The organism is Shimia sp. (assembly GCF_041624275.1).
Taxonomy (GTDB): Bacteria; Pseudomonadota; Alphaproteobacteria; order Rhodobacterales; family Rhodobacteraceae; genus Shimia.
The window spans coordinates 1-21,034 of sequence record NZ_JBFJVE010000012.1; the positions used below are offsets into that span (position 1 = coordinate 1).

Genomic DNA, 21,034 nt, shown 5'->3' on the forward strand with positions numbered 1-21,034 from the left:
TCATAGACCGCCCTGCCGAAGATGCGCAGCGGAATGCCGCGCCACAGCACCTGCTGGGCGGCGGTGGAATTGACGGTGACGGCGCTGCGCGCCTCGTTCAAGAGCTGCGCCAGCTTGCCGCCGCGCACGAAATGCACCCGCTCGCCCAGCCCGTGTTCGGCGGCCAGCCTGTTCAGGGTCTGCCGCAGCGGCGCGCGCCCGTCCTCCAGCGGGTGGGCCTTGAACACCAGATGATGGTGGGGCGGCGCGCCGCGGGCGAACTCGGCGATCACCAGTTCGAGAAACTCGGTCATCGAGGAAAACGGAGAATGTTCCTGGAACGAGCTGTCATGCTCGAGCTGCAACAGGGTCAAATGATAGGGAAAGCCGCCGTATTTGATCCGCAGGGTCGCCATCTTGCGTTCCAGCGCCAGCGCCGGCATCAGCAGCAGGCGTTTCAGGTAGAGCTGGAATTCGCGGGTCACCGGCAGGGCGCGGTGGGGCCTAAAATGCGGGAAGCGGCCGTTCCGGAACATCACGAACCAGTGGTAGAGCGCGCCATAGAACACGTGCTGGCGCATGTCGCCCCAATGGGCCGGCGGCAGCGGCGTGTCGATGTCGGTGCCGGCCAGCGCCTGCTCCATGTCGGCAATGCTCATCTGCATCAGCCGCGAATGGCCGTTCGAACCGTCGCGCTCGTAGGTGACCCAGAAGGGCCGCAGATAGCCTTCTTCGAAGACATGCACCCGAAGCCCGGCGGCTTTGGCGCGCCGGATGGCCCCGGCGTGGGCCGGGCGCACGTCGCCGTAAAGCACGATGTCGGTCACCGATTTCTCTTCGCAGATGCGGTCGAAATGCGCCGGCCAGTGGTCGGGGCAGTCGCGGTAGGCGATGAACGAGGCACGGTCGGGCCAGAAGGCGGCATCGCCGGCATTGAAGCCGACCCGCCACACCGTCGCCCCCGAGCGGCGCAGCATCTTGCCCAGAACGTGGAAAAACGGCCCGTGCGGGCCCTGCAGGAACAAGAATACCCGGTTGTTGCTGCTCGTACTGTCCATGTGACCTGACTTTTCCTCAAGTTCTTGGCGCCACCTTAGCCAATAATCCCGGCCAAAGTAAGGCGGCTTGCGCAGGCCGGGCGCGCGGGGTAGGTCTTTGGCAAAGCGACCAGCCGAAGGATTGGCCCATGTTCACAGGCATCATCACCGACATCGGAACCGTGCGCGAGCTGGAAAGGCGCGGCGATCTCAGGGCGCGTATCGCCACCGGCTATGACACGGCCGGCATCGACCTCGGGGCGTCGATCGCCAATGACGGTGTCTGCCTGACGGTGATCGAACTGGGCGCGGACTGGTACGATGTCGAGATCAGCGCCGAAACCGTGTCCAAGACCAATCTCGGCGACTGGCAGGTCGGCAGCCGCGTCAACCTCGAGCGGGCGCTGAAGGTCGGCGACGAGCTTGGTGGCCATATCGTGTCGGGGCATGTCGACGGGGTGGCCGAGATCATCGCCATGGTCGACGAGGGCGACTCGACCCGGGTGACGCTGCGCGCGCCGGCCGATCTGGCGCGGTTCATCGCCCCCAAGGGCTCGGTGGCGCTGAATGGCACCTCGCTGACGGTGAACGAGGTCGACGGCTGCGATTTCGGGATCAATTTCATCCCCCACACCAAACAGGCCACCACCTGGGGCGATGCGGCGGTGGGGCAGCGGATCAACCTCGAGATCGACACCCTGGCGCGCTATGTCGCGCGCCTGTCCGAAATGAGCTGATCGCGCGCCCGCCCGCAGAAGCTTTGCAGAAGCTTTCCGGTGGCGTCCGGCGGGCCTCCGCGCGCCGGGGCGCGGGTTTCAGCCCTTGCCGCGCAGATATTCCATCACCGCCGGGCGCACCGACTGGTCGCCGCGCTCGCGTGCATCGACGATCACCTGGCGCAATTCGCCGAGATGGGTGCGCCGCAAGAGGCTTTTCACCGGGCCGATCGAGGCCGGGCGCATCGACAGCGAGCGCAGCCCCATCGCCGCGAGGCAGATCGCCTCGATCGGGCGGCCGGCGTCCTCGCCGCAGAAGCTCAGCGGGGTCTTGGACGTGGTGCTGTTGCAGCGGTTGACGATGCCTTCGATGAAGCTGAGAAAACTGACGTTGAGCGTGTCATAGCGCCGCCGCACCCGTTCGTTCTCGCGGTCGGCGGCAAAGAAGAACTGCTTGAGGTCGTTGCCGCCGATCGACAGGAAGCCCACCTCTTCGAAGAAGCGCTGCGGCGCGAAGGCCAGCGACGGGGTCTCGAGCATGGCGCCGATGTCGAGCGTTTCGGGCAGCGGATGGCCGAGCACGCGCTCGCGTTCCTTGGCCTTTTCCATTTCCTTCAGCGCGGCGCGGTATTCCTCGTACTGGGCGACGAAGGGGAACATCACCGCCAGCGGCCGGCCATTGGCGGCCCGCAGCAGCGCCTGCAGCTGCATGCGCATGACGCCGGGCTTGTCGAGCCCGACCCGGATCGCGCGCCATCCCAGCGCCGGGTTGGGTTCGTCCTGCGGTGTCATGTAGGGCAGGACCTTGTCCGACCCGATGTCGAGGGTGCGGAAGACCACCCGCTTGCCGCGGGCCGAGTCGATGACGCTGGAATAAAGCGCCGCCAGTTCGGTGCGTTTCGGCATCTGGTTGCGGATCAGGAACTGCAATTCGGTGCGGAACAGGCCGACGCTTTCGGCCCCAGAACTGTCGAGGCTCGGCAGGTCGGCCATCAGACCGGCGTTCATCTGCATGCCGATGGTGACGCCGTCCAGCGTGGTCGCCGGCTTGTCGCGGATCGAGGCATAGCGCTGCTGCGCCTGGGCCTGCATCGCCATCTTGTCGCGGAAGGCGGTGACGACGTTGTCGTCGGGGCGCAGGTGCACCGAGCCGGCCTCGCCGTCGACGAGGATGTGATCGTTGTTCAGCGCCTCGGTGGTGATGCGCTCGGCGTGGATCACCAGCGGGATCGCCAGCGCCCGGGCGACGATCGCGGCGTGGCTGCCGACCGAGCCCTCTTCAAGCACGATGCCGCGCAGGTTGCGGCCGTATTCCAGCAGCTCGGCAGGGCCGATGTTGCGCGCGATCAGGATCGGGTCGGCGGGCATCTCGGCGCCGGTCTCGGCGCCCTGTCCGGTGAGGATGCGCAACAGGCGGTTCGACAGGTCGTCAAGATCGTGCAGCCGCTCGCGCAGGTAGGCATCGGTGACCTGCTCCATGCGGGTGCGCGCGGTGTTCTGTTCCTTCTCGACGGCGGCCTCGGCCGACAGGCCCTGCGAGATATCCTGCTCCATGCGCCGCATCCAGCCCTTGGAATTGGCAAACATCCGGTAGGCCTCGAGAACCTGCATCTGCTCCTTGTCGCCGCCGGCGGCGCCGTCGAGCATCTTGTCGACCCCGACCCGCAGATGATCGACCGCGTCATGCAGGCGCCCCAGCTCGACCTCGGGGTCCTCGGCGATCGGGTTGGTGACCACCACCCGCGGCTCGTGCAGCCAGACATGGCCCTCGGCGGCGCCTTCCTGGGCGCAGCTGCCCTTGAACATGACATGTTGCTGATGGCGCGCGCCCATCGCGGCATTGTCGCCGACAAAGGCGCCGAGCTCGGTCATCTCGGCCAGCACCATGGCGACCACTTCCAGCGCATAGATCTCGTCGGCAAGGAAATCGCGCGCCTCTTTGGACTGCACCACCAGCACGCCGAGATTCTCGCCGAGGCGCTGGATCGGAATGCCGCAGAAGGAGGAATAGATTTCCTCGCCGGTCTCCGGCATGTAGCGGAACCCCTTTTCCGAAGGGGCATTGGCGGTGTTGACGATGCGCGAGGTGCGCGCGACCCGGCCCACCAGCCCCTCGCCGATCCGCAGCCGGGTCTGGTGCACCGCGTCCGGGTTGAGCCCCTCGGTGGCGCAGAGCTCGAGCGTTTCCTGGTCGCGGAACAGGTAGATCGAGCACACTTCGGCGCCCATGGACGAGGCGATCAGATGCGTCACCTTGTCAAGCCGCGCCTGGCCGGCGGCCTCTTCGGCCAATGCGTCGCGCAACCGGCCCAGCAGCTTGCGGCTTTCAGATTGAGTGCGTTCGGACATATCCACGCATTTCCCCGGCTGGTTGTGTTTTCGTCCGAATAGACCACATACGACGCGCGATAGGAACGCGTTTTTCACTCCGCGCGAAGACCGCCGGCGCGCGGCGCGGCGCCGGTCCGGTGCCGCCGGGCATGGTCGCTTTGCTCCGGCCCGCGACGGGCCGGCCCGGCCGTCGCGCGCGGGGCCGGTTTCAGGCGGCTTTTTCGAGCTCGAAGGCGTCGTGCAGCGCCTGCACGGCAAGCTCGACGTATTTGCGGTCGATCAGCACCGAGATCTTGATTTCCGAGGTGGTGATGACGCGGATGTTGATGCCCTCGTCGGAGAGCACCTTGAACATCTTGGCGGCGACGCCCGATTGCGAGCGCATGCCGATGCCGACGACCGAGACCTTGGCGACCTCGGTGTCGATGTCGAGGTCGCTGAAGTTGAGACCGCCCGAGGCCTTGAGTTCGGCCAGCGCCTTCTCGGCGCGTTTGACCTGATCGGTGGGCAGGCTGTAGGTCATGTCGGTGCGGCCCTCTTCCGAGATGTTCTGCACGATCATGTCGACATTGACCCCGGCATCGCTGAGGCAGCCGAAGATCACCGAGGCGATGCCCGGACGGTCGGCGACCGAGATGAGGGTCATTTTGGCTTCGTCGCGGCTGAAGGCGACTCCGGCAACTACGTTGGATTCCATGATTTCCTCCTCATCGCAGACCAGGGTGCCTGCCTCATCGGATTGTTCTTCGAACGAGCTCAGCACCCGCAGTTTCACTTTATAGCGCATTGCCAGTTCGACGGAACGGGTCTGCAATACCTTGGCCCCGAGCGAGGCCAGTTCCAGCATTTCCTCGAAGGCGATCTTTTCCAGCTTGCGTGCCTTGGGCGAGACCCGCGGGTCGGTGGTGTAGACGCCGTCGACATCGGTGTAGATGTCGCAGCGCTCGGCGCCGAAGGCGGCGGCAAAGGCCACCGCCGTGGTGTCCGACCCGCCCCGGCCGAGGGTGGTGATGCGGCCCTCGGGGCTGATGCCCTGGAAGCCGGCGACGACGGCGACGCGCATGCCCTCGCCGAACTTGGCCATGATATTGTCGGTGGGGATCTCCTCGATCCGCGCCGAGGCATGGGCGCTGGTGGTCTTCACCGGCACCTGCCAGCCCTGCCAGCTGCGCGCCGGCACGTCCATTTCCTGCAACGTCAGCGCCATCAGGCCGGCGGTGACATTCTCGCCCGAGGAGACCACGGCGTCGAATTCGCGGGCATCGTAGAGCGGCGAGGTTTCGTCGACCCATCCCACCAGCTCATTGGTCTTGCCGGACATCGCCGAGACGATGACGATGACGTCGTAGCCCTTGGCCACTTCGACGCCGATCCGCTTGGCGGCACGTTTGATGCGGTCGAGATTGGCGACCGAGGTGCCGCCGAATTTCATCACGAGAACGGGCATGGGTCTTCCTTGCGCTTGGTTCGCCGGGCGGTTTACGCGGCCCGGGCCGGTCATGCAAGCGCGGCGGCCGCTTCGCCGGGCATATGCGACAAAAAAACGACGCGCGGCGCGACGGTGTCGCGGGGCAGGGGCGCTGCCCCTCTGAGCGCCGCCGGCGCTCATTCACCCCGGGATATTTCGGGCAAGAGAAAGCGGCGGGCGGAATGCTGCTGGCGCCGAGGTGGCGCTTTGCAAGGTCGGCCGCGCGTGGTAGGATCGTGCCACAGACCCGGAAAACCGGGCGTGAAACGAGGCAGATCGGCGGATATCCGATGACAGAGATGGTCTATGGCACGCTTCCCGTCAGGGGCGGCGAGCCGGTTCTTCCCAAGTGGTGGCGCACGGTGGACAAATGGTCCATGGCGGCGGTTTTGATGCTTTTCGGCATCGGTCTTCTTCTGGGCATGGCGGCCTCGCCGCCGCTGGCGGCCAAGAACGGTTTCGCCCCCTTTCACTACGTGCAGAAACAGGTGGTTTTCGGCGGTGCGGCGCTGGTGGCGATGCTGCTGACATCGATGATGAGCCCGGTGCTGGTGCGGCGTCTGGCGACGCTGGGGTTCGTCGTTGCCTTCGTGGCCATGGCCCTGCTGCCGGTGCTGGGCACCGATTTCGGCAAGGGCGCGGTGCGCTGGTACAGCCTTGGCTTTGCCAGCCTGCAGCCCTCGGAGTTTCTCAAGCCGGCCTTCGTGATCGTCGCCGCCTGGCTGATGGCGGCCAACGAGGAAATCAACGGCCCGCCGGGGCGGCTGTGGTCGTTCCTGTTGATGGTGACCATCGTGCTGATGCTGGCGATGCAGCCCGATTTCGGCCAGGCGAGCCTGATCCTGTTCGGCTGGGGGGTGATGTATTTCGTCTCGGGGGCGCCGATGACGCTGATCGGGGCGATCATCCTGTCGATCTATCCGGCGGCGCGCATCGCCTATGTCAATTCCGAGCATTTCGCGCGCCGCATCGACGGTTTTCTCGACCGTTCGGTCGATCCGACGACGCAGATCGGCTATGCCACCAACGCGATCCGCGAGGGCGGGCTCTACGGCGTCGGCGTCGGCGAGGGGCAGGTCAAGTGGTCGCTGCCCGACGCGCATACGGATTTCATCATCGCCGTGGCGGCCGAGGAATACGGGCTGATCCTGGTGCTGGTGGTGATCGCGCTTTACGCCAGCGTGGTGGTGCGCAGCTTTTTCCGCCTGATGCGCGAGCGCAATCCCTTCATCCGCCTCGCCGGCACCGGGCTGGCGGCGATGTTCGGCGTTCAGGCGATGGTCAACATGGGGGTGGCGGTGCGGCTCTTGCCCTCCAAGGGCATGACGCTGCCCTTCGTCAGCTATGGCGGCTCTTCGCTGATCGCCGGGGGTATTGCAGTCGGCATGCTTTTGGCGTTTACCCGCTCGCGCCCGCAGGGCGAGATCGGCGAGATTCTTCGGGGACACATGAGATGAGACCAAAGCCATTGCTGGTGATCGCGGCGGGCGGAACCGGCGGCCACATGTTCCCGGCGCAGGCGCTGGCCGAGGTGATGCTGCGCAAGGGCTGGCGGGTGCGCCTGACCACCGATGCGCGCGGCGCCCGCTATACCGGCGGTTTCCCGCATTCGGTCGAGATCGACCAGGTGTCGAGCGCCACCTTTGCCCGGGGCGGTGCCCTGGCGCGGCTGGCGGTGCCCTTCCGCATTCTCGGCGGGGTGGTGGCGACGATGGTGAAATTCCGCCGCGAGCGCCCCGAGGTGGTGGTCGGTTTCGGCGGCTATCCGAGCATTCCGGCGATGGCCGCGGCCTGGGTGATGGGCCTGCCGCGGATGATCCAGGAGCAGAACGGGGTGCTGGGCCGGGTCAACACCCATTTCGCGCCGCGCGTCGACATGGTCGCCTGCGGCACCTGGCCGACGGCGCTGCCCGAGGGGGTCGAGGCGATGCATACCGGCAACCCGGTGCGCGCGGCGGTGCTGGAACGCGCCGGGGCCGGCTATATCGCCCCCGGCGACTACCCGATGTCGGTGCTGGTGATCGGCGGCAGCCAGGGGGCGCGGATCCTGAGCGACACGGTGCCGGCGGCGATCGCCGGGCTGCCGGCCGAGATCCTGCGCAATGTCCGGGTCAGCCACCAGGCGCGCGACGAGGATCTGGAGCGGGTGGCGACCTATTATGCCGAGGCCGGGATCGCCGCCGACGTGCAGAGCTTTTTCCAGGACGTGCCGCGCCGCCTCAGCGAGGCGCAGCTGGTGATCTCGCGCTCGGGGGCCTCGAGCGTTGCCGATATCAGCGTCATCGGCCGCCCCTCGATCCTGATCCCCTTCGCGGCGGCGACGGCGGATCACCAGACCGCCAATGCGCGCGGGCTGGTCGATGCCGGAGCGGCGGTGCTGATCCCCGAACGACGGCTGACCGTCGAGAGCCTGGGCGAACAGATCGCCATGGTGCTCGGCGACCCCGAGGGCGCCAGCCGCATGGCGCAGGCGGCGCTGTCGGTGGGGCGGCCCGAGGCGACGGACAACCTGGTGGCATTGGTGGAAATGCTGGCCAGCAAGGAAGAGATGTAAGGAAGGGATGCGATGAGCGCTGCGACCAAACTGCCCGGAGACGTGGGCCCGATCCATTTTGTCGGCATCGGCGGCATCGGCATGTCGGGCATCGCCGAGGTGCTGCTCAACCACGGTTACGTGGTGCAGGGATCCGACCTCAAGACCTCGAAGATCACCGATCGGCTGGTCGAGCGCGGCGCGCATCTCTTCGTCGGGCAGAAGGCCGAGAACCTCGACCATGCCGAGGTGGTGGTGATCTCGAGCGCCATCAAGCCGGGCAACCCCGAACTGGACGAGGCCCGGCGGCGCGGCCTGCCGGTGGTGCGCCGGGCCGAGATGCTGGCCGAGCTGATGCGGCTGAAGTCGAACATCGCGGTGGCCGGCACCCATGGCAAGACCACCACCACGACCATGGTGGCGGCGCTGCTGGACCACGGCCGTTTTGACCCCACGGTGATCAACGGCGGCATCATCCATGCCTATGGCTCGAACGCCCGGGTCGGCGACGGCGAATGGATGGTGGTCGAGGCCGACGAGAGCGACGGCACCTTCAACCGCCTGCCGGCAACGATCGCCATCGTCACCAATATCGACCCCGAACACATGGAGCACTGGGGCACCGAGGAGAACCTGCATCGCGGCTTTCTCGAGTTCGTTTCGAACATTCCCTTCTACGGGCTGGCGGTGTGCTGCACCGACGACCCCGACGTCCAGACCCTGGTCGGCAGGATCACCGACCGGCGGGTGGTGACCTTCGGCTTCAACGCCCAGGCCGACGTGCGGGCGGTGAACCTGAGCTATCGCGCCGGGGTGGCGCATTTCGACATCCTGCTGCAGGCCGAGGGTGGCCGGATCGACGGTTGCAGCCTGCCGATGCCGGGCGATCACAATGTCTCCAACGCCCTGAGCGCAGTGGCGGTGGCGCGGCACCTCGGCATGACCGGCGACGAGATCCGCGAGGCGCTGGCCGCCTTTGGCGGCGTCAACCGGCGCTTTACCAAGGTCGGCGAATGGCAGGGAATTCCGATCATCGACGACTATGGTCATCACCCGGTCGAGATCGCCGCCGTGCTGAAGGCGGCGCGCCAGGCCTGCGACGGGCGGGTGATCGCGGTGCACCAGCCGCACCGCTATACCCGGCTGGCCTCGCTTTTCGAGGATTTCTGCGCCTGTTTCAACGAGGCCGACGTGGTCGGCATCGCCGAGGTCTTCGCCGCCGGAGAGGCGCCGATCGAGGGCGCTTCGCGTGACGATCTGGTGGCCGGGCTGGTGGCGCATGGCCATCGCCACGCCAGCGCCGTGACCAGCGAAGAAGACCTTGAGGCGCTGGTGCGCGCCGAGGCGAAACCGGGCGATATCGTGGTCTGTCTGGGGGCCGGCACGATCAGCGTCTGGGCCAACAATCTCGCGCAGCGCTTGACCTAGGCGGGAAATTTTCTAGAAAATTCCGCCCGGGCGACCTCTTGCGGCCGGGATCGCCGAGGAGGCGATGATGGCGGAACAGTTGAAACGACGGATCGGACTGGGGCTTCTGACCGCCTATGGCGTCGGGGTCATGGTCGGGGCCGGGATCTACGTTCTGGTCGGGGCGGTGGCCGGACAGGCCGGGCTCTGGGCGCCGGTCTCCTTTCTGCTGGCCGGGGCGATCGCGGCGCCGACGGCGCTGAGCTATGCCGAGTTTTCCACCCGCATTCCCGAGGCGGCGGGCGAGGCCGCCTATGTCGGCACCGCCATGCGCTCCGAGGTGCTGGCGCTGCTGATGGGGCTGGCCATCGTGGCGGTGGGCATGATCTCGGCCGCCGCCGTGCTGCGTGGCGGCGTGGGCTATCTGCTGGCGGTGGTCGATCTGCCGCGCACGCTGGCGATCCTGGCCATTGGCGGGGCGCTGACCGTGGTGGCGGTGATCGGGGTGATGGAAAGCCTGTCGCTGGCGGCGCTGTTCACGGCGGTCGAGCTGCTCGGGCTGGCGCTGGTGGTCTGGGCCGGGGCCAATGCGCCGCCCGTGACCGTCACGCAGGCGCTGCCGGTGCCGCTCTGGCCGGCAATCGGCGCCGGCGCGGTGCTGGCCTTCTTCGCCTTCATCGGTTTCGAGGATATCGTCAACATGGCCGAAGAGGTGGCCCGGCCCGAGCGCAACCTGCCGCTGGCGATCATCCTGTCGCTGGTGCTGACCACGCTGATCTATACGCTGGTCGCCTGGGCCACGGTGCGCGCGGTGCCGCTGGCGACCCTGTCGGGCAGTGAAAAGCCGCTGGCCCTTGTCTGGCAGGCCGGGGCGGGCGGCGAGGGGCGGTTCCTGTCCGCGATCGCGGTCTTTGCCGCGATGAACGGGGTGCTGGCGCAGATCGTGATGGCCAGCCGGGTGCTGTTCGGTCTTGGCAAGCGCAGCCCGGCGCTGGCGCTGTTCCATCACGCCCACCCGCGTTTCGCCACCCCGGTGCTGGTCAGCCTGCTGATCGGGGCGGGGGTGATCCTTGGTGCCCTGCTGCTGGATGTCGGGGTGCTGGCCGAGGCCACCTCGTCGACCTTGCTCGGGGTCTTCGTGGTCATCAACCTGGCGCTGATCCTGCTCAAGCGCCGCGCCCCGGCGGCGCCGTTCCGGGTGCCGATGGCGGTGCCGGTCTGCGGGCTGGTGCTGTCGGCCGGGGCGCTGGCGGCCAATCTTTTCGCGGCGTCATGAGCGGCTCGCTGATCCTGGCGCTCGTGTGGCTGGTGGTGGCCAACCTGCGCGCCATGTGGCCCAGCCGCGACCATCACTGGCGCTTTGCCTATGCGATGATCGCGATCGGGCTGCCGCTGCTGGTCTGGCTGTACTGGCAGAACGGTCTCTGGGTGACGCTGGCGGTCCTGCTGGCAGCGCTGTCGGTGCTGCGCTGGCCGCTGATCCATGCCGCCCGGTGGCTGCGGCGGCGCCTGTCGCGCGGCTGAGTGCTTGCCTTTCGGGGCGGCCAGCCGCTAAACCCCGCTGGCAAGGAGAGCGACATGACACAGATGCCCGACACCCGCGGCGCGCTGACCCCGCACAGGGCGCTGGCCGATCTGACCTGGCTGCGCGTCGGCGGCCCGGCCGACTGGCTGTTCCAGCCTGCCGACATCGCCGATCTGGCGGCCTTCCTGAAGGCGCTGGACCCGGATGTGGCGGTCTTTCCCATGGGGGTGGGGTCGAACCTGATCGTGCGCGACGGCGGGCTGCGGGCGGTGGTGATCCGCATGGGGCGCGGCTTCAACGGCATCGAGATCGACGGCACCCGGGTCACGGCCGGGGTCGCGGCGCTGGACGCCCATGTGGCGCGCAGGGCGGCGGCGGCGGGGCTGGACCTGACCTTCCTGCGCACCATTCCCGGCGCCATCGGCGGCGCGGTGCGGATGAATGCCGGCTGTTACGGCACCTATGTCGCCGATGTCTTCGTCTCGGCCCGCGCCGTGACGCGGCAGGGCGCGCTGGTGACGCTGAGCGCCGAAGAGCTTGCCTTTCGCTACCGCGAGAGCGACCTGCCCGAGGGCTGGGTCATCGTCGAGGCCACCTTCGAGGCCCCGCGCGGCGAGCCCGAGGCGCTGGCGGCCCGGATGGAGGCGCAGCTGGCGCGGCGCGATGCCACCCAGCCGACCAAGGACCGCTCGGCGGGCAGCACCTTTCGCAACCCGGCCGGTTTTTCCAGCACCGGGCGCGAGGACGACGTGCACGACCTCAAGGCCTGGAAGCTGATCGACGACGCCGGCATGCGCGGGGCCCGGATCGGCGGCGCGCAGATGAGCGAGAAACACTCGAATTTCCTGATCAACACCGGCGGCGCCAGCGCCGCGGATCTGGAAAATCTTGGCGAAGAGGTCAGAAAAAGGGTTTTCCAAAACAGCGGAATAGAGCTAGAATGGGAGATCAAGCGCATCGGTGAACCGGGCGCGCGATAGCATTCGGGCCGCAGGCAAGAACTGGCCCGGAAAATACAGACAAAACAGGACCTTAAGGTCCGGGACATTGAGGCAAGGTGGGTATGTCGAGCAGGGCAAACCCCAAAGTCGCGGTATTGATGGGCGGCCCCTCGGCCGAGCGCGAGGTGTCGCTGACATCCGGGCGGGAATGCGCGGCCGCGCTGCGGGATAGTGGATTCGAAGTGGTCGAGATCGATGCGGGCATCGATCTCGTGGCCCTGTTGCAACAGGTCAGGCCGGACGTGGTGTTCAACGCCCTCCATGGGCGCTGGGGCGAGGACGGCTGCGTGCAGGGCATCCTTGAATGGCTGGCTCTGCCCTATACCCATTCCGGGGTTCTGGCCTCGGCGCTGGCGATGGACAAGCAGCGTTCCAAGGATGTCTACCGCGCCGCCGGGCTGCCGGTGGTCGACAGTGTCATCTGCGACCGGGACGAGGCGCGGGCGCGGCACGTGATGGCGCCGCCCTATGTGGTCAAGCCCAACAACGAAGGCTCTTCGGTCGGCATCTATATCGTTCACGAGGCCAGCAACGGCCCGCCGCAGCTGTCAAGTGACATGCCCGACCGGGTGATGGTCGAGACCTATGCGCCGGGGCGCGAGCTGACCACCACGGTCATGGGCGAGCGCGCCCTCGGGGTGACCGACATCCTCACCGACGGCTGGTACGACTACGACGCCAAGTACAAGGAAGGCGGCTCGCGCCACGTGATCCCGGCCGAGATACCGCAGGAGATCACCGAAGCCTGTCTTGATTACGCCCTGCGCGCGCATCGCGCTCTCGGTTGTCGCGGTGTCAGCCGCACCGATTTCCGCTGGGACGAGGCGCGCGGGCGCGACGGGCTGATCCTGCTCGAGACCAATACCCAGCCGGGCATGACGCCGACCTCGCTGGCGCCTGAACAGGCGGCGCATCTGGGCATTTCCTTTGCCGAGTTCTGCGCCTGGATGGTGGAGGATGCCTCGTGCAACAGGTGAAGGGCAGAAGCGATCCCGCGCCCTCGGTCTGGGCCTGGCGCTACCAGCGCCTGATGCTGACGCCCTTCTTCCGCCTGTTCCTGCGGGTGTTCCTGCCCTTCATCGTGATGTTCGCCGTCGCCGGCATCTGGTTGTCCGATCAGGATCGCCGCGACCGGCTGGTGATGGCCTTCTACGACATCCGCACCAGCATCGAGACCCGGCCCGAGTTCATGGTCAACGTGATGGCCATCGACGGTGCCGGCACCAGCATCGCCGAGGACATCCGCGAGATCGTGCCGATCGACTTTCCGACCAGCTCGTTCGATCTCGACCTTGGCCAGATCCAGGAGCGGATCGCCGAGTTGCCGGCGATCGAGACGGTGGCGGTGCGCATCCGGCCGGGCGGCATTCTGCAGGTGGCGGTGACCGAGCGTGACCCGGTGATCCTGTGGCGTTCGCGGCGCGGGCTGGCGCTGGTCGATGCCGAGGGTTTCGTGGTCGCCAACGCGGCGAGCCGCAGGGCGCACCCCGATCTGCCGCTGATGGCGGGGGCCGGGGCCGAGGAACAGGTGAAAGAGGCCCTGGCGCTGTTTGCCGCCGCCGGGCCGCTGGCGGGGCGGATGCGCGGCCTGGTTCGCATCGGCGAGCGGCGCTGGGACGTGGTCCTGGACCGCCAGCAACGCATTCTTTTGCCGGAAACGGGCGCCGTGCAGGCGCTGGAGCGGGTGATCGCGCTTAGTCAGGCGCAGGACATGCTGGCGCGTGATCTCGCGGTCGTCGACATGCGTCTGGCGGCGCGTCCGACGATCCGGATCGCGGCGCGGTCGGTCGAGAAATGGTGGCAGATACGTCAGATACAGGTTGGAAGGGCAGAGCAATGATCGGGCTATATGATTCACAGCGCGCCATGCGCAACATGCGCAAGGCCGCCATGCAGCGCGGCGTGGTGGCGGTGCTGGATGTCGGCAGTTCCAAGATCGCCTGCCTTGTGCTGCGCTTCGACGGCACCGACAAGCTGGCCGAGGTCGAGGGCATCGGCCCGATGGCCGGGCAGAGCGGCTTTCGGGTGATCGGCGCCGCCACCACGCGCTCGCGCGGGGTGCGTTTCGGCGAGATCGAGGCGATGCAGGAAACCGAGCGTGCGATCCGCACCGCGCTTCAGGCGGCGCAGAAGATGGCCAATATCCGCGTCGATCACGTGATCGCCTGTTTCTCGGGCGCGGCGCCGCGCTCTTACGGGCTGGCCGGGGCGATCGACCTCGAGGGGCATATCGTGAGCGAACAGGACGTGGCGCGGGTGCTGGCCGCCTGCGAGGTGCCGGATTACGGCGCCGGGCGCGAGGTGCTGCATGCGCAGCCGGTGAATTTTGCCCTCGACAACCGCTCGGGCCTGTCCGATCCGCGCGGCCAGATGGGCCAGCAGCTGGCCACCGACATGCATATGCTGACCGTCGACGCCACCGCCGTTCAGAACCTCGCGCAATGCGTCAAACGCTGCGATCTGGAACTGGCCGGGATCGCCTCTTCGGCCTATGTCGCCGGGCTCTCGGCCATGGTCGAGGATGAACAGGAACTGGGCGCGGCCTGTGTCGACATGGGCGGCGGCTCGACCAGCATCTCGATCTTCATCAAGAAACACATGATCTATGCCGACGCGGTGCGCATGGGCGGCGATCACGTGACCGGCGACATCTCGATGGGGCTTCAGGTGCCGGCGGCGACCGCCGAGCGCATCAAGACCTTCTATGGCGGGGTGCATGCCACCGGCATGGACGACCGCGAGATGATCGAGCTCGAGGGCGACACCGGCGACTGGGAACACGACCGGCGCACGGTCAGCCGCGCCGAGCTGATCGGCATCATGCGGCCACGGGTCGAGGAAATCCTCGAAGAGGTGCGCGAACGTCTCGACGCGGCCGGCTTCGAGCATCTTCCGAGCCAGCAGATCGTGCTGACCGGCGGCGGCAGCCAGATCCCCGGACTTGACGGGCTGGCCTCGAAGATCCTTGGCCAGCAGGTGCGGCTGGGGCGCCCGATGCGCGTCCACGGCCTGCCGCAGGCGGCGACCGGGCCGGGTTTTGCCGGCGCCGTGGGCATGTGCCTGTTTGCCACCCATCCGCAGGACGAATGGTGGGATTTCGACCTCCCGGTCGAGCGCTACCCGGCGCGCTCGCTGCGCAAGGCGGTGAAGTGGTTCCGCGACAACTGGTAGGGGGAAAGGGGCATTTTGGGGGTGACCTTTGCCCGGCCATCCCCTAGACTTGCGAGCAACCGCCGACAGGGCGGAACAGGCGGGCCGAGCAGTGGTCCCGAGTAAAATTGACGAAGGCTCTTCCGGTCCGTGCTGCGGGGTGGATGCCTTTCGTGTTGTGGTGGGTGGTGTCCGGCCCGCAATATCTGCGCAATTTGGCGAGATACCGCTAATTGTGGCGGATTTTTGTCCATATTTCGTGGGTAAAGACGCTTTTTCTCGTGACGATTCAGTGGGCTTCGGCTAATAATAAGGGCAATAGGCAGAAAATGCGCTCGCCCAAGGTGGGCAGGAATACAGACAGGCGGATATTATGACTCTCAATCTGACGATGCCCGAGCAGGCGGACCTGAAGCCTCGTATCTCGGTGTTTGGCGTGGGCGGTGCCGGTGGCAACGCGGTGAACAACATGATCGAAAAGGCGCTGGACGGCGTCGATTTCGTGGTCGCCAACACGGACGCGCAGGCGCTTCAGCAAAGCAAGTCGAAAAGCCGCATCCAGCTTGGCGTGAAAGTGACCGAGGGGCTCGGCGCCGGGGCACGCGCCACTGTCGGCGCGGCTGCGGCCGAAGAAAGCATCGAACAGATCGTCGATCAGCTGGCCGGGGCGCATATGTGCTTCATCACCGCCGGCATGGGCGGCGGCACCGGCACCGGAGCGGCGCCGATCATCGCCCAGGCCGCCCGTGAACTCGGCGTGCTGACCGTCGGCGTTGTGACCAAGCCGTTCCAGTTCGAAGGCGCCAAGCGCATGCGCCAGGCCGAAGAGGGTGTCGATGCCCTGCAAAAGGTCGTCGATACGCTGATCATCATTCCCAACCAGAACCTGTTCCGCCTGGCGACCGAAAAGACCACCTTCACCGAGGCCTTCTCGATGGCCGACGACGTGCTGTATCAGGGCGTCAAGGGGGTCACCGACCTGATGGTGCGCCCGGGTCTCATCAACCTCGACTTCGCCGACGTGCGCGCGGTGATGGACGAGATGGGCAAGGCGATGATGGGCACCGGCGAGGCGACCGGCGAGGATCGCGCCATCCAGGCGGCGGAAAAGGCGATTGCCAACCCGCTTCTGGACGAGATCAGCCTGCGCGGCGCGCGCGGCGTGCTGATCAACATCACCGGCGGTCACGACCTGACCCTGTTCGAGTTGGACGAAGCCGCCAACCGCATCCGCGAAGAGGTCGACCCCGACGCCAATATCATCGTCGGCTCGACCCTTGACGAAAACCTTGACGGCGCGATGCGCGTTTCGGTGGTCGCCACCGGCATCGACGCGCTGGACGTGCAGGCCGAGATCCCGACCCGCCGCCCGATGCGTGCGCCGCTCGAGCCGCATGTGCTGGAGCAGCCGGTCGAGGAAACCGTCGCCGAAGCCCCGGTCGAAGAGGCCGTGGCCGCGACCATGCAACGGCAGGTCGCCGAGCCTTCGCTGTTTGGCGACATGGATGCCGAACGCGTCGCGGCCACCGAGCAGATGGAAGACATCTTCGAAGAGGCGCCGGTCGCCGAAGCTGCCGACGAGTTGCCGCCGCCGGCCTATCAGCCGCGCGTCGCCGCCTTCCCGCCGCAGGCCGACAGCTATGAGGAAGACGAGGTCGAAAGCTTTGTCGCCCCCAAGGCGCCGCCGCTCGGCACCCCGTCGCCCGAAGTGCTGCAACGGCTGAAGGCCGCCGCCAGCAAGGCACCGGCGGCGTCTGCCGCGCCGCAGCCGGCCGCACCGGCGCGCAGCGAAGAGGTCAAGCGCGGCGGTTTCGGGCTGAACTCGCTGATCGGCCGCATGACCGGTCACGGCAGCGAACCGACGGCCCGCAGCGCCCAGCCGCAGCTGCGCCAGCAGCCCGGCATGCATGCCGTGCAGCCCCAGGCCGAGATCGAGGACGACCAGGACCGGATCGAGATCCCGGCCTTCCTGCGACGTCAGGCCAACTGAGCCCACCCGAGGCCCCGGGGGCAGGCGCCGGTTCGGCGCTGTCCCCTCGGGACCCGGCCTTTGCCGGTTGTGCCCCGGTCGCGGCGACTCGCGGAAAAGGACAGAAAGCCTAAAACTTGTAACATATGTTACAGAAATCCAGCCACCCGAGAGGTGGCTTTTTTGTTTTTAAACAGGGTCTTAAGCTGGGTTGGGCGGTGAACTGCCTATTGCCGGCGGTGCTGTTGCCGAAGGTTGCAATCTTTGAGTTGAGTCTGGGGGGGGCGTCCTTTACCTCCAAGGTGCGGTCGCGTGGGGACAGGCCGTGCCATCTGGGGAACAACGTGCAAAACACGGTCAAATCATCCATTCACTTCACCGGGGTCGGGCTGCATTCGGGTAAACCCGTGCATATGGTCATCCACCCGGCTTCGGCGGACTACGGCATCTGGTTTCGCCGTGCGGATATTCTGATCGGGGATGCGCTGATCCCGGCGCGCTGGGACGCGGTGGAGCAGACCGCGCTTTGCACCCGCATCATCAATGGCGCCGGCAGTTCCGTATCGACCATCGAACATGTGATGGCGGCGCTCGCCGGTACCGGCGTGCACAACGCGCTGATCGAGATCGACGGCCCGGAAGTGCCGATCCTCGATGGCAGCGCGGCCCCCTTCGTGCGCGCCATTCTCGAAGCCGGGCTGGTGGCGCAGACGGTGCCGGTGCGGGCGCTGGAAATTCTCAAGACCGTCACCGTGCAACGTGGTGCGGCCTCGGCCTCGCTGGCCCCCGCGCCGGGCCTGAGCATCGACTTTCACATCGATTTCGCCGATGAGGCCATCGGCATCCAGGACAAGTCGCTGACCATGGCCAACGGAAGTTTCGTGCGCGAGCTTTGCGACAGCCGCACCTTCTGCCGCAAGGAAGACGTCGAGGCGATGCATGCCAACGGGCTGGCGCTTGGCGGCACCCTGGAAAACGCCGTCGTGGTCGACGGCGACGCGGTGCTGAGCCCCGGCGGGCTGCGCCATGCCGACGAGGCGGTGCGCCACAAGATGCTCGATGCGCTCGGCGATCTCTACCTTGCCGGCGCGCCGATTCTGGGCCGCTATACCGGCATCCGCGCCGGGCACGCGCTGACCAACGAACTGCTGCGCACCCTGTTCGCCACCCCCGGTGCCCTGCGCATCGTCGAATGCGATGCCCGCACCGCTGCCCGCCTTCCCGGCGCCGGCGTGCATCTGGCGGAAATCCCCGCCGTCGCCTGACACCGATCGGCGGATTCCTGTCAAAGTCGTTTTGCACCGCAATTTTCTGTGCTAACAGCTTGTCAAAGGGCAGGAACCTGCCGCAACGGATCAAGAGGTAGAGCAGCATGACGGGCTTTGGATCGCGGGGCAAATTGCTTGGTGCGGTACTGACGGTCGCGATTCTCGCCTCTTGCGGCAACAGCACCTCGGAACAGGTCCGGCGCGGCAAGATCCCGATGGAGACCTTCACCGCCGAACAGATCTTTGAACGCGGCGAATTCGAACTGGCGCGCAACAAGCCCGAGGATGCGGGCTATTTCTTCTCCGAGATCGAACGGCTCTATCCCTATTCGGAATGGACCAAGCGCGGGCTCATCATGCAGGCCTTTTCCTATCACAAGGCCGAGGATTACGAACAAAGCCGCGCCGCCGCGCAGCGGTTCATGGATTTCTACCCGGCCGACGATGACGCGGCCTATGCCCAGTATCTGCTGGCGCTGACCTATTACGACCAGATCGACGAGGTCGGCCGCGACCAGAAGCTGACCTTCGAGGCCCTGCAAGAGCTGCGCAAGGTGATCGAGACCTATCCCGACAGCGAATACGCCAATGCCGCCAAGCTGAAGTTCGACCTTGCCTTCGACCATCTGGCGAGCAAGGAGATGGAGGTCGGGCGCTTCTACCTGCGGCGCGGCCATTTCGCGGCGGCGATCAGCCGTTTCCGGATCGTGGTCGAGGATTTCCAGACCACCACCCAGACCCCCGAGGCGCTGCACCGGCTGGTCGAGGCCTATCTGTCGCTGGGCCTGACCGACGAGGCCCAGACCGCCGGCGCCATCCTCGGGCACAACTACCAGTCGACCGAATGGTACGAGGACAGCTATGGTCTGCTCACCGCCGAAGGGCTGTTCCCCAAGGAAGAGGGCAGCAGCTGGCTGAGCCAGATCTATCGTCAGACCGTCAGGGGCGACTGGCTCTGACACGGGCAGGGGCGTCGGGAAAGTCGCATGCTGCGTTCGCTTGACATAAGGGACATGCTGATTATCGACCGGCTGGAACTGGCCTTCCAGCCGGGGCTGAACGTGCTGACCGGGGAGACCGGGGCCGGCAAGTCGATCCTGCTGGATTCGCTGGGCTTCGTTCTCGGCTGGCGCGGAAGGGCGGAACTGGTGCGTCAGGGCGCCGAGCAGGGCGAGGTGGTGGCGGTGTTCGACCTGCCCGCCGGCCACGCCGCCCATGCGGTTCTCGACGAGGCCGGGCTACCGGGCGGCAGTGAGCTGATCCTGCGCCGGGTCAACGGGCGCGACGGGCGCAAGACCGCATGGGTCAATGACCGGCGCTGTTCCGGCGAAGTGCTGCGCCGGCTATCCGACACGCTGGTCGAGCTGCACGGGCAGCATGACGACCGTGGCCTTCTGAACCCGCGCGGGCATCGCGACCTGCTGGATGCATTCGGCGGGCTGTCCGAGCTGCGCGCCGAGACCCGGGCGGCGTGGCAGGCGCGCGGCGCGGCGACCAGGGCGCTGGAGACGGCGCAGGCAGCGGTCGAGGCGGTGCGCGCCGAAGAGGATTTCCTGCGCCATGCGGTGGCCGAGCTGGACCAGCTTGATCCGGGCCCCGGCGAAGAGGCCGAGCTGGACGAACGGCGGCGCCTGATGCAGGGCGCCGAACGGGTGCGGGCCAGCGTCGGCCGGGCCCATGGCGCCCTTGGCCCCGACGGCGCCGAGGGGGCGATGGGCGACGCGCTGCGCTGGCTTGACGAGGCCGCCGAGGGCACCGCCGGCCATCTCGAGGCGCCGCTGGCGGCGCTGGAACGGGCGTTGAGCGAGCTTGGCGAAGCGGTGGACGGGGTCGAACGCTGTCTCGAGGCGCTGGATTTCGACCCGCACCAGCTTGAGCAGACCGAGGAACGGCTGTTCGCGATCCGGGGGCTGGCGCGCAAGCACGGCGTGGCGCCGGACGCGCTGGGGGATTTCGCCGCCGATCTGCGCGCCAAGCTCGAGGCGCTGGACGCGGGCGCCGGGCAGCTGGCCGGGCTCGGGGCGGCGCTGGACGCGGCCCAGGCGCGCTATGACCGGGCGGCGGCGGCGCTGAGCGCGGCCCGCGCCGAGGCGGCGACCCGGCTCGACGCTGCGGTCGGCGCCGAACTGGCGCCGCTGAAGATGGAGCGCGCGCTGTTCCAGACCGCCCTGGCGGCCGGTGAGGCGGGCCCCGACGGCAGCGATCAGGTCGCCTTCTGCGTCGCCACCAACCCCGGCGCCCCGGCCGGCCCGCTGGCCAAGATCGCCTCGGGCGGCGAACTCAGCCGCTTCCTGCTGGCGCTCAAGGTCTGCCTGGCGGGCGATGCCGGCGGCGTGACCATGATCTTCGACGAGATCGACCGCGGAGTCGGCGGCGCCACGGCGGATGCGGTGGGGCGGCGGCTGGCGGCACTGGCACATGGTGGACAGGTGCTGGTGGTGACCCATTCGCCGCAGGTGGCGGCCCTTGGTGGCCATCACTGGCAGGTCGCCAAGCGCGTGGTCGATGATTGCACCCTGTCCGAGGTGGTGGCGCTGGACCCGCCGGCGCGGATCGACGAGATCGCGCGCATGCTCTCGGGCGATACGATCACCGAAGAGGCACGGGCGGCGGCGCGGGCGCTTCTGGGCTAGGAAACAGGTGAAGGCGC

Annotated in this window: 17 protein-coding genes; 14 read left to right on the top strand and 3 right to left on the bottom strand. The window is 67.3% G+C overall.

The features are described 5' to 3' along the window. A partial coding sequence (locus tag ABZD10_RS02015) for a capsule biosynthesis protein (RefSeq protein ID WP_372884431.1) occupies positions 1-1,037 on the bottom strand: 1,037 nt, incomplete at its 3' end. Between the two features lie 128 nt (positions 1,038-1,165). Here ABZD10_RS02015 and ABZD10_RS02020 point away from each other — a divergent pair. Further along, positions 1,166-1,753, top strand: coding sequence for a riboflavin synthase (locus ABZD10_RS02020; RefSeq protein ID WP_372884432.1), 588 nt, complete (start codon positions 1,166-1,168; stop codon positions 1,751-1,753). A gap of 78 nt (positions 1,754-1,831) precedes the next feature. On the opposite strand, the gene ptsP is transcribed toward ABZD10_RS02020, so the two are convergent. Together ptsP and ABZD10_RS02030 are read right to left on the bottom strand one after the other, a co-directional pair. Beyond that, the gene (gene ptsP, locus ABZD10_RS02025) at positions 1,832-4,081 is read right to left on the bottom strand and encodes a phosphoenolpyruvate--protein phosphotransferase (protein ID WP_372884433.1); all 2,250 of its coding nucleotides are present in this window, start codon (positions 4,079-4,081) and stop codon (positions 1,832-1,834) included. Positions 4,082-4,271: 190 nt separating this feature from the next. Next, a complete protein-coding gene (locus tag ABZD10_RS02030; RefSeq protein WP_372884434.1) occupies positions 4,272-5,510 on the bottom strand; it encodes an aspartate kinase in 1,239 nt (412 codons plus the stop codon). 311 nt (positions 5,511-5,821) lie between these two features. Here ABZD10_RS02030 and ABZD10_RS02035 point away from each other — a divergent pair, with 311 nt between their 5' ends. The 13 genes from ABZD10_RS02035 (at position 5,822) to recN (ending at position 21,017) form a co-directional block, all read left to right on the top strand. Further along, complete coding sequence (locus ABZD10_RS02035) at positions 5,822-6,988, top strand: putative peptidoglycan glycosyltransferase FtsW (RefSeq protein WP_372884435.1); 1,167 nt, start codon at positions 5,822-5,824, stop codon at positions 6,986-6,988. Further along, a complete protein-coding gene (locus ABZD10_RS02040) occupies positions 6,985-8,085 on the top strand; it encodes a glycosyltransferase (protein WP_372884436.1) in 1,101 nt (366 codons plus the stop codon). Before ABZD10_RS02035 ends, ABZD10_RS02040 begins: the two co-directional genes overlap by 4 nt. 12 nt (positions 8,086-8,097) lie before the next feature. Continuing rightward, the gene (murC, locus tag ABZD10_RS02045; RefSeq protein ID WP_372884437.1) at positions 8,098-9,492 is read left to right on the top strand and encodes a UDP-N-acetylmuramate--L-alanine ligase; all 1,395 of its coding nucleotides are present in this window, start codon (positions 8,098-8,100) and stop codon (positions 9,490-9,492) included. 67 nt (positions 9,493-9,559) lie between these two features. Beyond that, positions 9,560-10,747: an APC family permease gene (locus ABZD10_RS02050; protein WP_372884438.1), complete on the top strand. Its 1,188-nt coding sequence runs from the start codon at positions 9,560-9,562 to the stop codon at positions 10,745-10,747. Continuing rightward, positions 10,744-10,995 carry a DUF2484 family protein gene (locus ABZD10_RS02055; protein ID WP_372884439.1) on the top strand — a complete coding sequence of 84 codons (252 nt, stop codon included), beginning with the start codon at positions 10,744-10,746 and terminating at the stop codon, positions 10,993-10,995. The genes ABZD10_RS02050 and ABZD10_RS02055 overlap by 4 nt, the downstream gene beginning before the upstream one ends. Before the next feature lie 54 nt (positions 10,996-11,049). Beyond that, a complete protein-coding gene (gene murB / locus ABZD10_RS02060; RefSeq protein WP_372884440.1) occupies positions 11,050-11,976 on the top strand; it encodes a UDP-N-acetylmuramate dehydrogenase in 927 nt (308 codons plus the stop codon). A gap of 83 nt (positions 11,977-12,059) precedes the next feature. Next, positions 12,060-12,974 carry a D-alanine--D-alanine ligase gene (locus ABZD10_RS02065; RefSeq protein ID WP_372884441.1) on the top strand — a complete coding sequence of 305 codons (915 nt, stop codon included), beginning with the start codon at positions 12,060-12,062 and terminating at the stop codon, positions 12,972-12,974. A 53-nt stretch (positions 12,975-13,027) separates the two neighbouring features. Then, positions 13,028-13,837, top strand: coding sequence for a cell division protein FtsQ/DivIB (locus ABZD10_RS02070; RefSeq protein WP_372884450.1), 810 nt, complete (start codon positions 13,028-13,030; stop codon positions 13,835-13,837). Continuing rightward, positions 13,834-15,168 (top strand): cell division protein FtsA, encoded by a 1,335-nt coding sequence (gene ftsA, locus ABZD10_RS02075; protein ID WP_372884442.1) that lies wholly within the window; start codon positions 13,834-13,836, stop codon positions 15,166-15,168. Before ABZD10_RS02070 ends, ftsA begins: the two co-directional genes overlap by 4 nt. Positions 15,169-15,520: 352 nt before the next feature. Next, on the top strand, positions 15,521-17,137 hold the full coding sequence (gene ftsZ / locus ABZD10_RS02080) for a cell division protein FtsZ (RefSeq protein ID WP_372884443.1): 1,617 nt from the start codon (positions 15,521-15,523) through the stop codon (positions 17,135-17,137). Positions 17,138-17,460: 323 nt separating this feature from the next. Next, positions 17,461-18,381 (top strand): UDP-3-O-acyl-N-acetylglucosamine deacetylase, encoded by a 921-nt coding sequence (lpxC, locus tag ABZD10_RS02085; protein ID WP_372884444.1) that lies wholly within the window; start codon positions 17,461-17,463, stop codon positions 18,379-18,381. 107 nt (positions 18,382-18,488) lie between these two features. Then, positions 18,489-19,343, top strand: coding sequence for an outer membrane protein assembly factor BamD (locus ABZD10_RS02090; protein ID WP_372884445.1), 855 nt, complete (start codon positions 18,489-18,491; stop codon positions 19,341-19,343). 27 nt (positions 19,344-19,370) lie between these two features. After that, positions 19,371-21,017: a DNA repair protein RecN gene (recN, locus tag ABZD10_RS02095; protein ID WP_372884446.1), complete on the top strand. Its 1,647-nt coding sequence runs from the start codon at positions 19,371-19,373 to the stop codon at positions 21,015-21,017. Positions 21,018-21,034 lie beyond the last annotated feature (17 nt).

Bases quoted from the DNA above. Each gene is read 5' to 3' on its own strand.
- ABZD10_RS02020 (WP_372884432.1), top strand. From the start codon at position 1,166: ATGTTCACAGGCATCATCACCGACATCGGAACCGTGCGCGAGCTGGAA.
- ptsP (WP_372884433.1), bottom strand. From the start codon at position 4,081: ATGTCCGAACGCACTCAATCTGAAAGCCGCAAGCTGCTGGGCCGGTTG.
- ABZD10_RS02030 (WP_372884434.1), bottom strand. From the start codon at position 5,510: ATGCCCGTTCTCGTGATGAAATTCGGCGGCACCTCGGTCGCCAATCTC.
- ABZD10_RS02035 (WP_372884435.1), top strand. From the start codon at position 5,822: ATGACAGAGATGGTCTATGGCACGCTTCCCGTCAGGGGCGGCGAGCCG.
- ABZD10_RS02040 (WP_372884436.1), top strand. From the start codon at position 6,985: ATGAGACCAAAGCCATTGCTGGTGATCGCGGCGGGCGGAACCGGCGGC.
- murC (WP_372884437.1), top strand. From the start codon at position 8,098: ATGAGCGCTGCGACCAAACTGCCCGGAGACGTGGGCCCGATCCATTTT.
- ABZD10_RS02050 (WP_372884438.1), top strand. From the start codon at position 9,560: ATGGCGGAACAGTTGAAACGACGGATCGGACTGGGGCTTCTGACCGCC.
- ABZD10_RS02055 (WP_372884439.1), top strand. From the start codon at position 10,744: ATGAGCGGCTCGCTGATCCTGGCGCTCGTGTGGCTGGTGGTGGCCAAC.
- murB (WP_372884440.1), top strand. From the start codon at position 11,050: ATGACACAGATGCCCGACACCCGCGGCGCGCTGACCCCGCACAGGGCG.
- ABZD10_RS02065 (WP_372884441.1), top strand. From the start codon at position 12,060: ATGTCGAGCAGGGCAAACCCCAAAGTCGCGGTATTGATGGGCGGCCCC.
- ABZD10_RS02070 (WP_372884450.1), top strand. From the start codon at position 13,028: ATGCTGACGCCCTTCTTCCGCCTGTTCCTGCGGGTGTTCCTGCCCTTC.
- ftsA (WP_372884442.1), top strand. From the start codon at position 13,834: ATGATCGGGCTATATGATTCACAGCGCGCCATGCGCAACATGCGCAAG.
- ftsZ (WP_372884443.1), top strand. From the start codon at position 15,521: ATGACTCTCAATCTGACGATGCCCGAGCAGGCGGACCTGAAGCCTCGT.
- ABZD10_RS02090 (WP_372884445.1), top strand. From the start codon at position 18,489: ATGACGGGCTTTGGATCGCGGGGCAAATTGCTTGGTGCGGTACTGACG.
- recN (WP_372884446.1), top strand. From the start codon at position 19,371: ATGCTGCGTTCGCTTGACATAAGGGACATGCTGATTATCGACCGGCTG.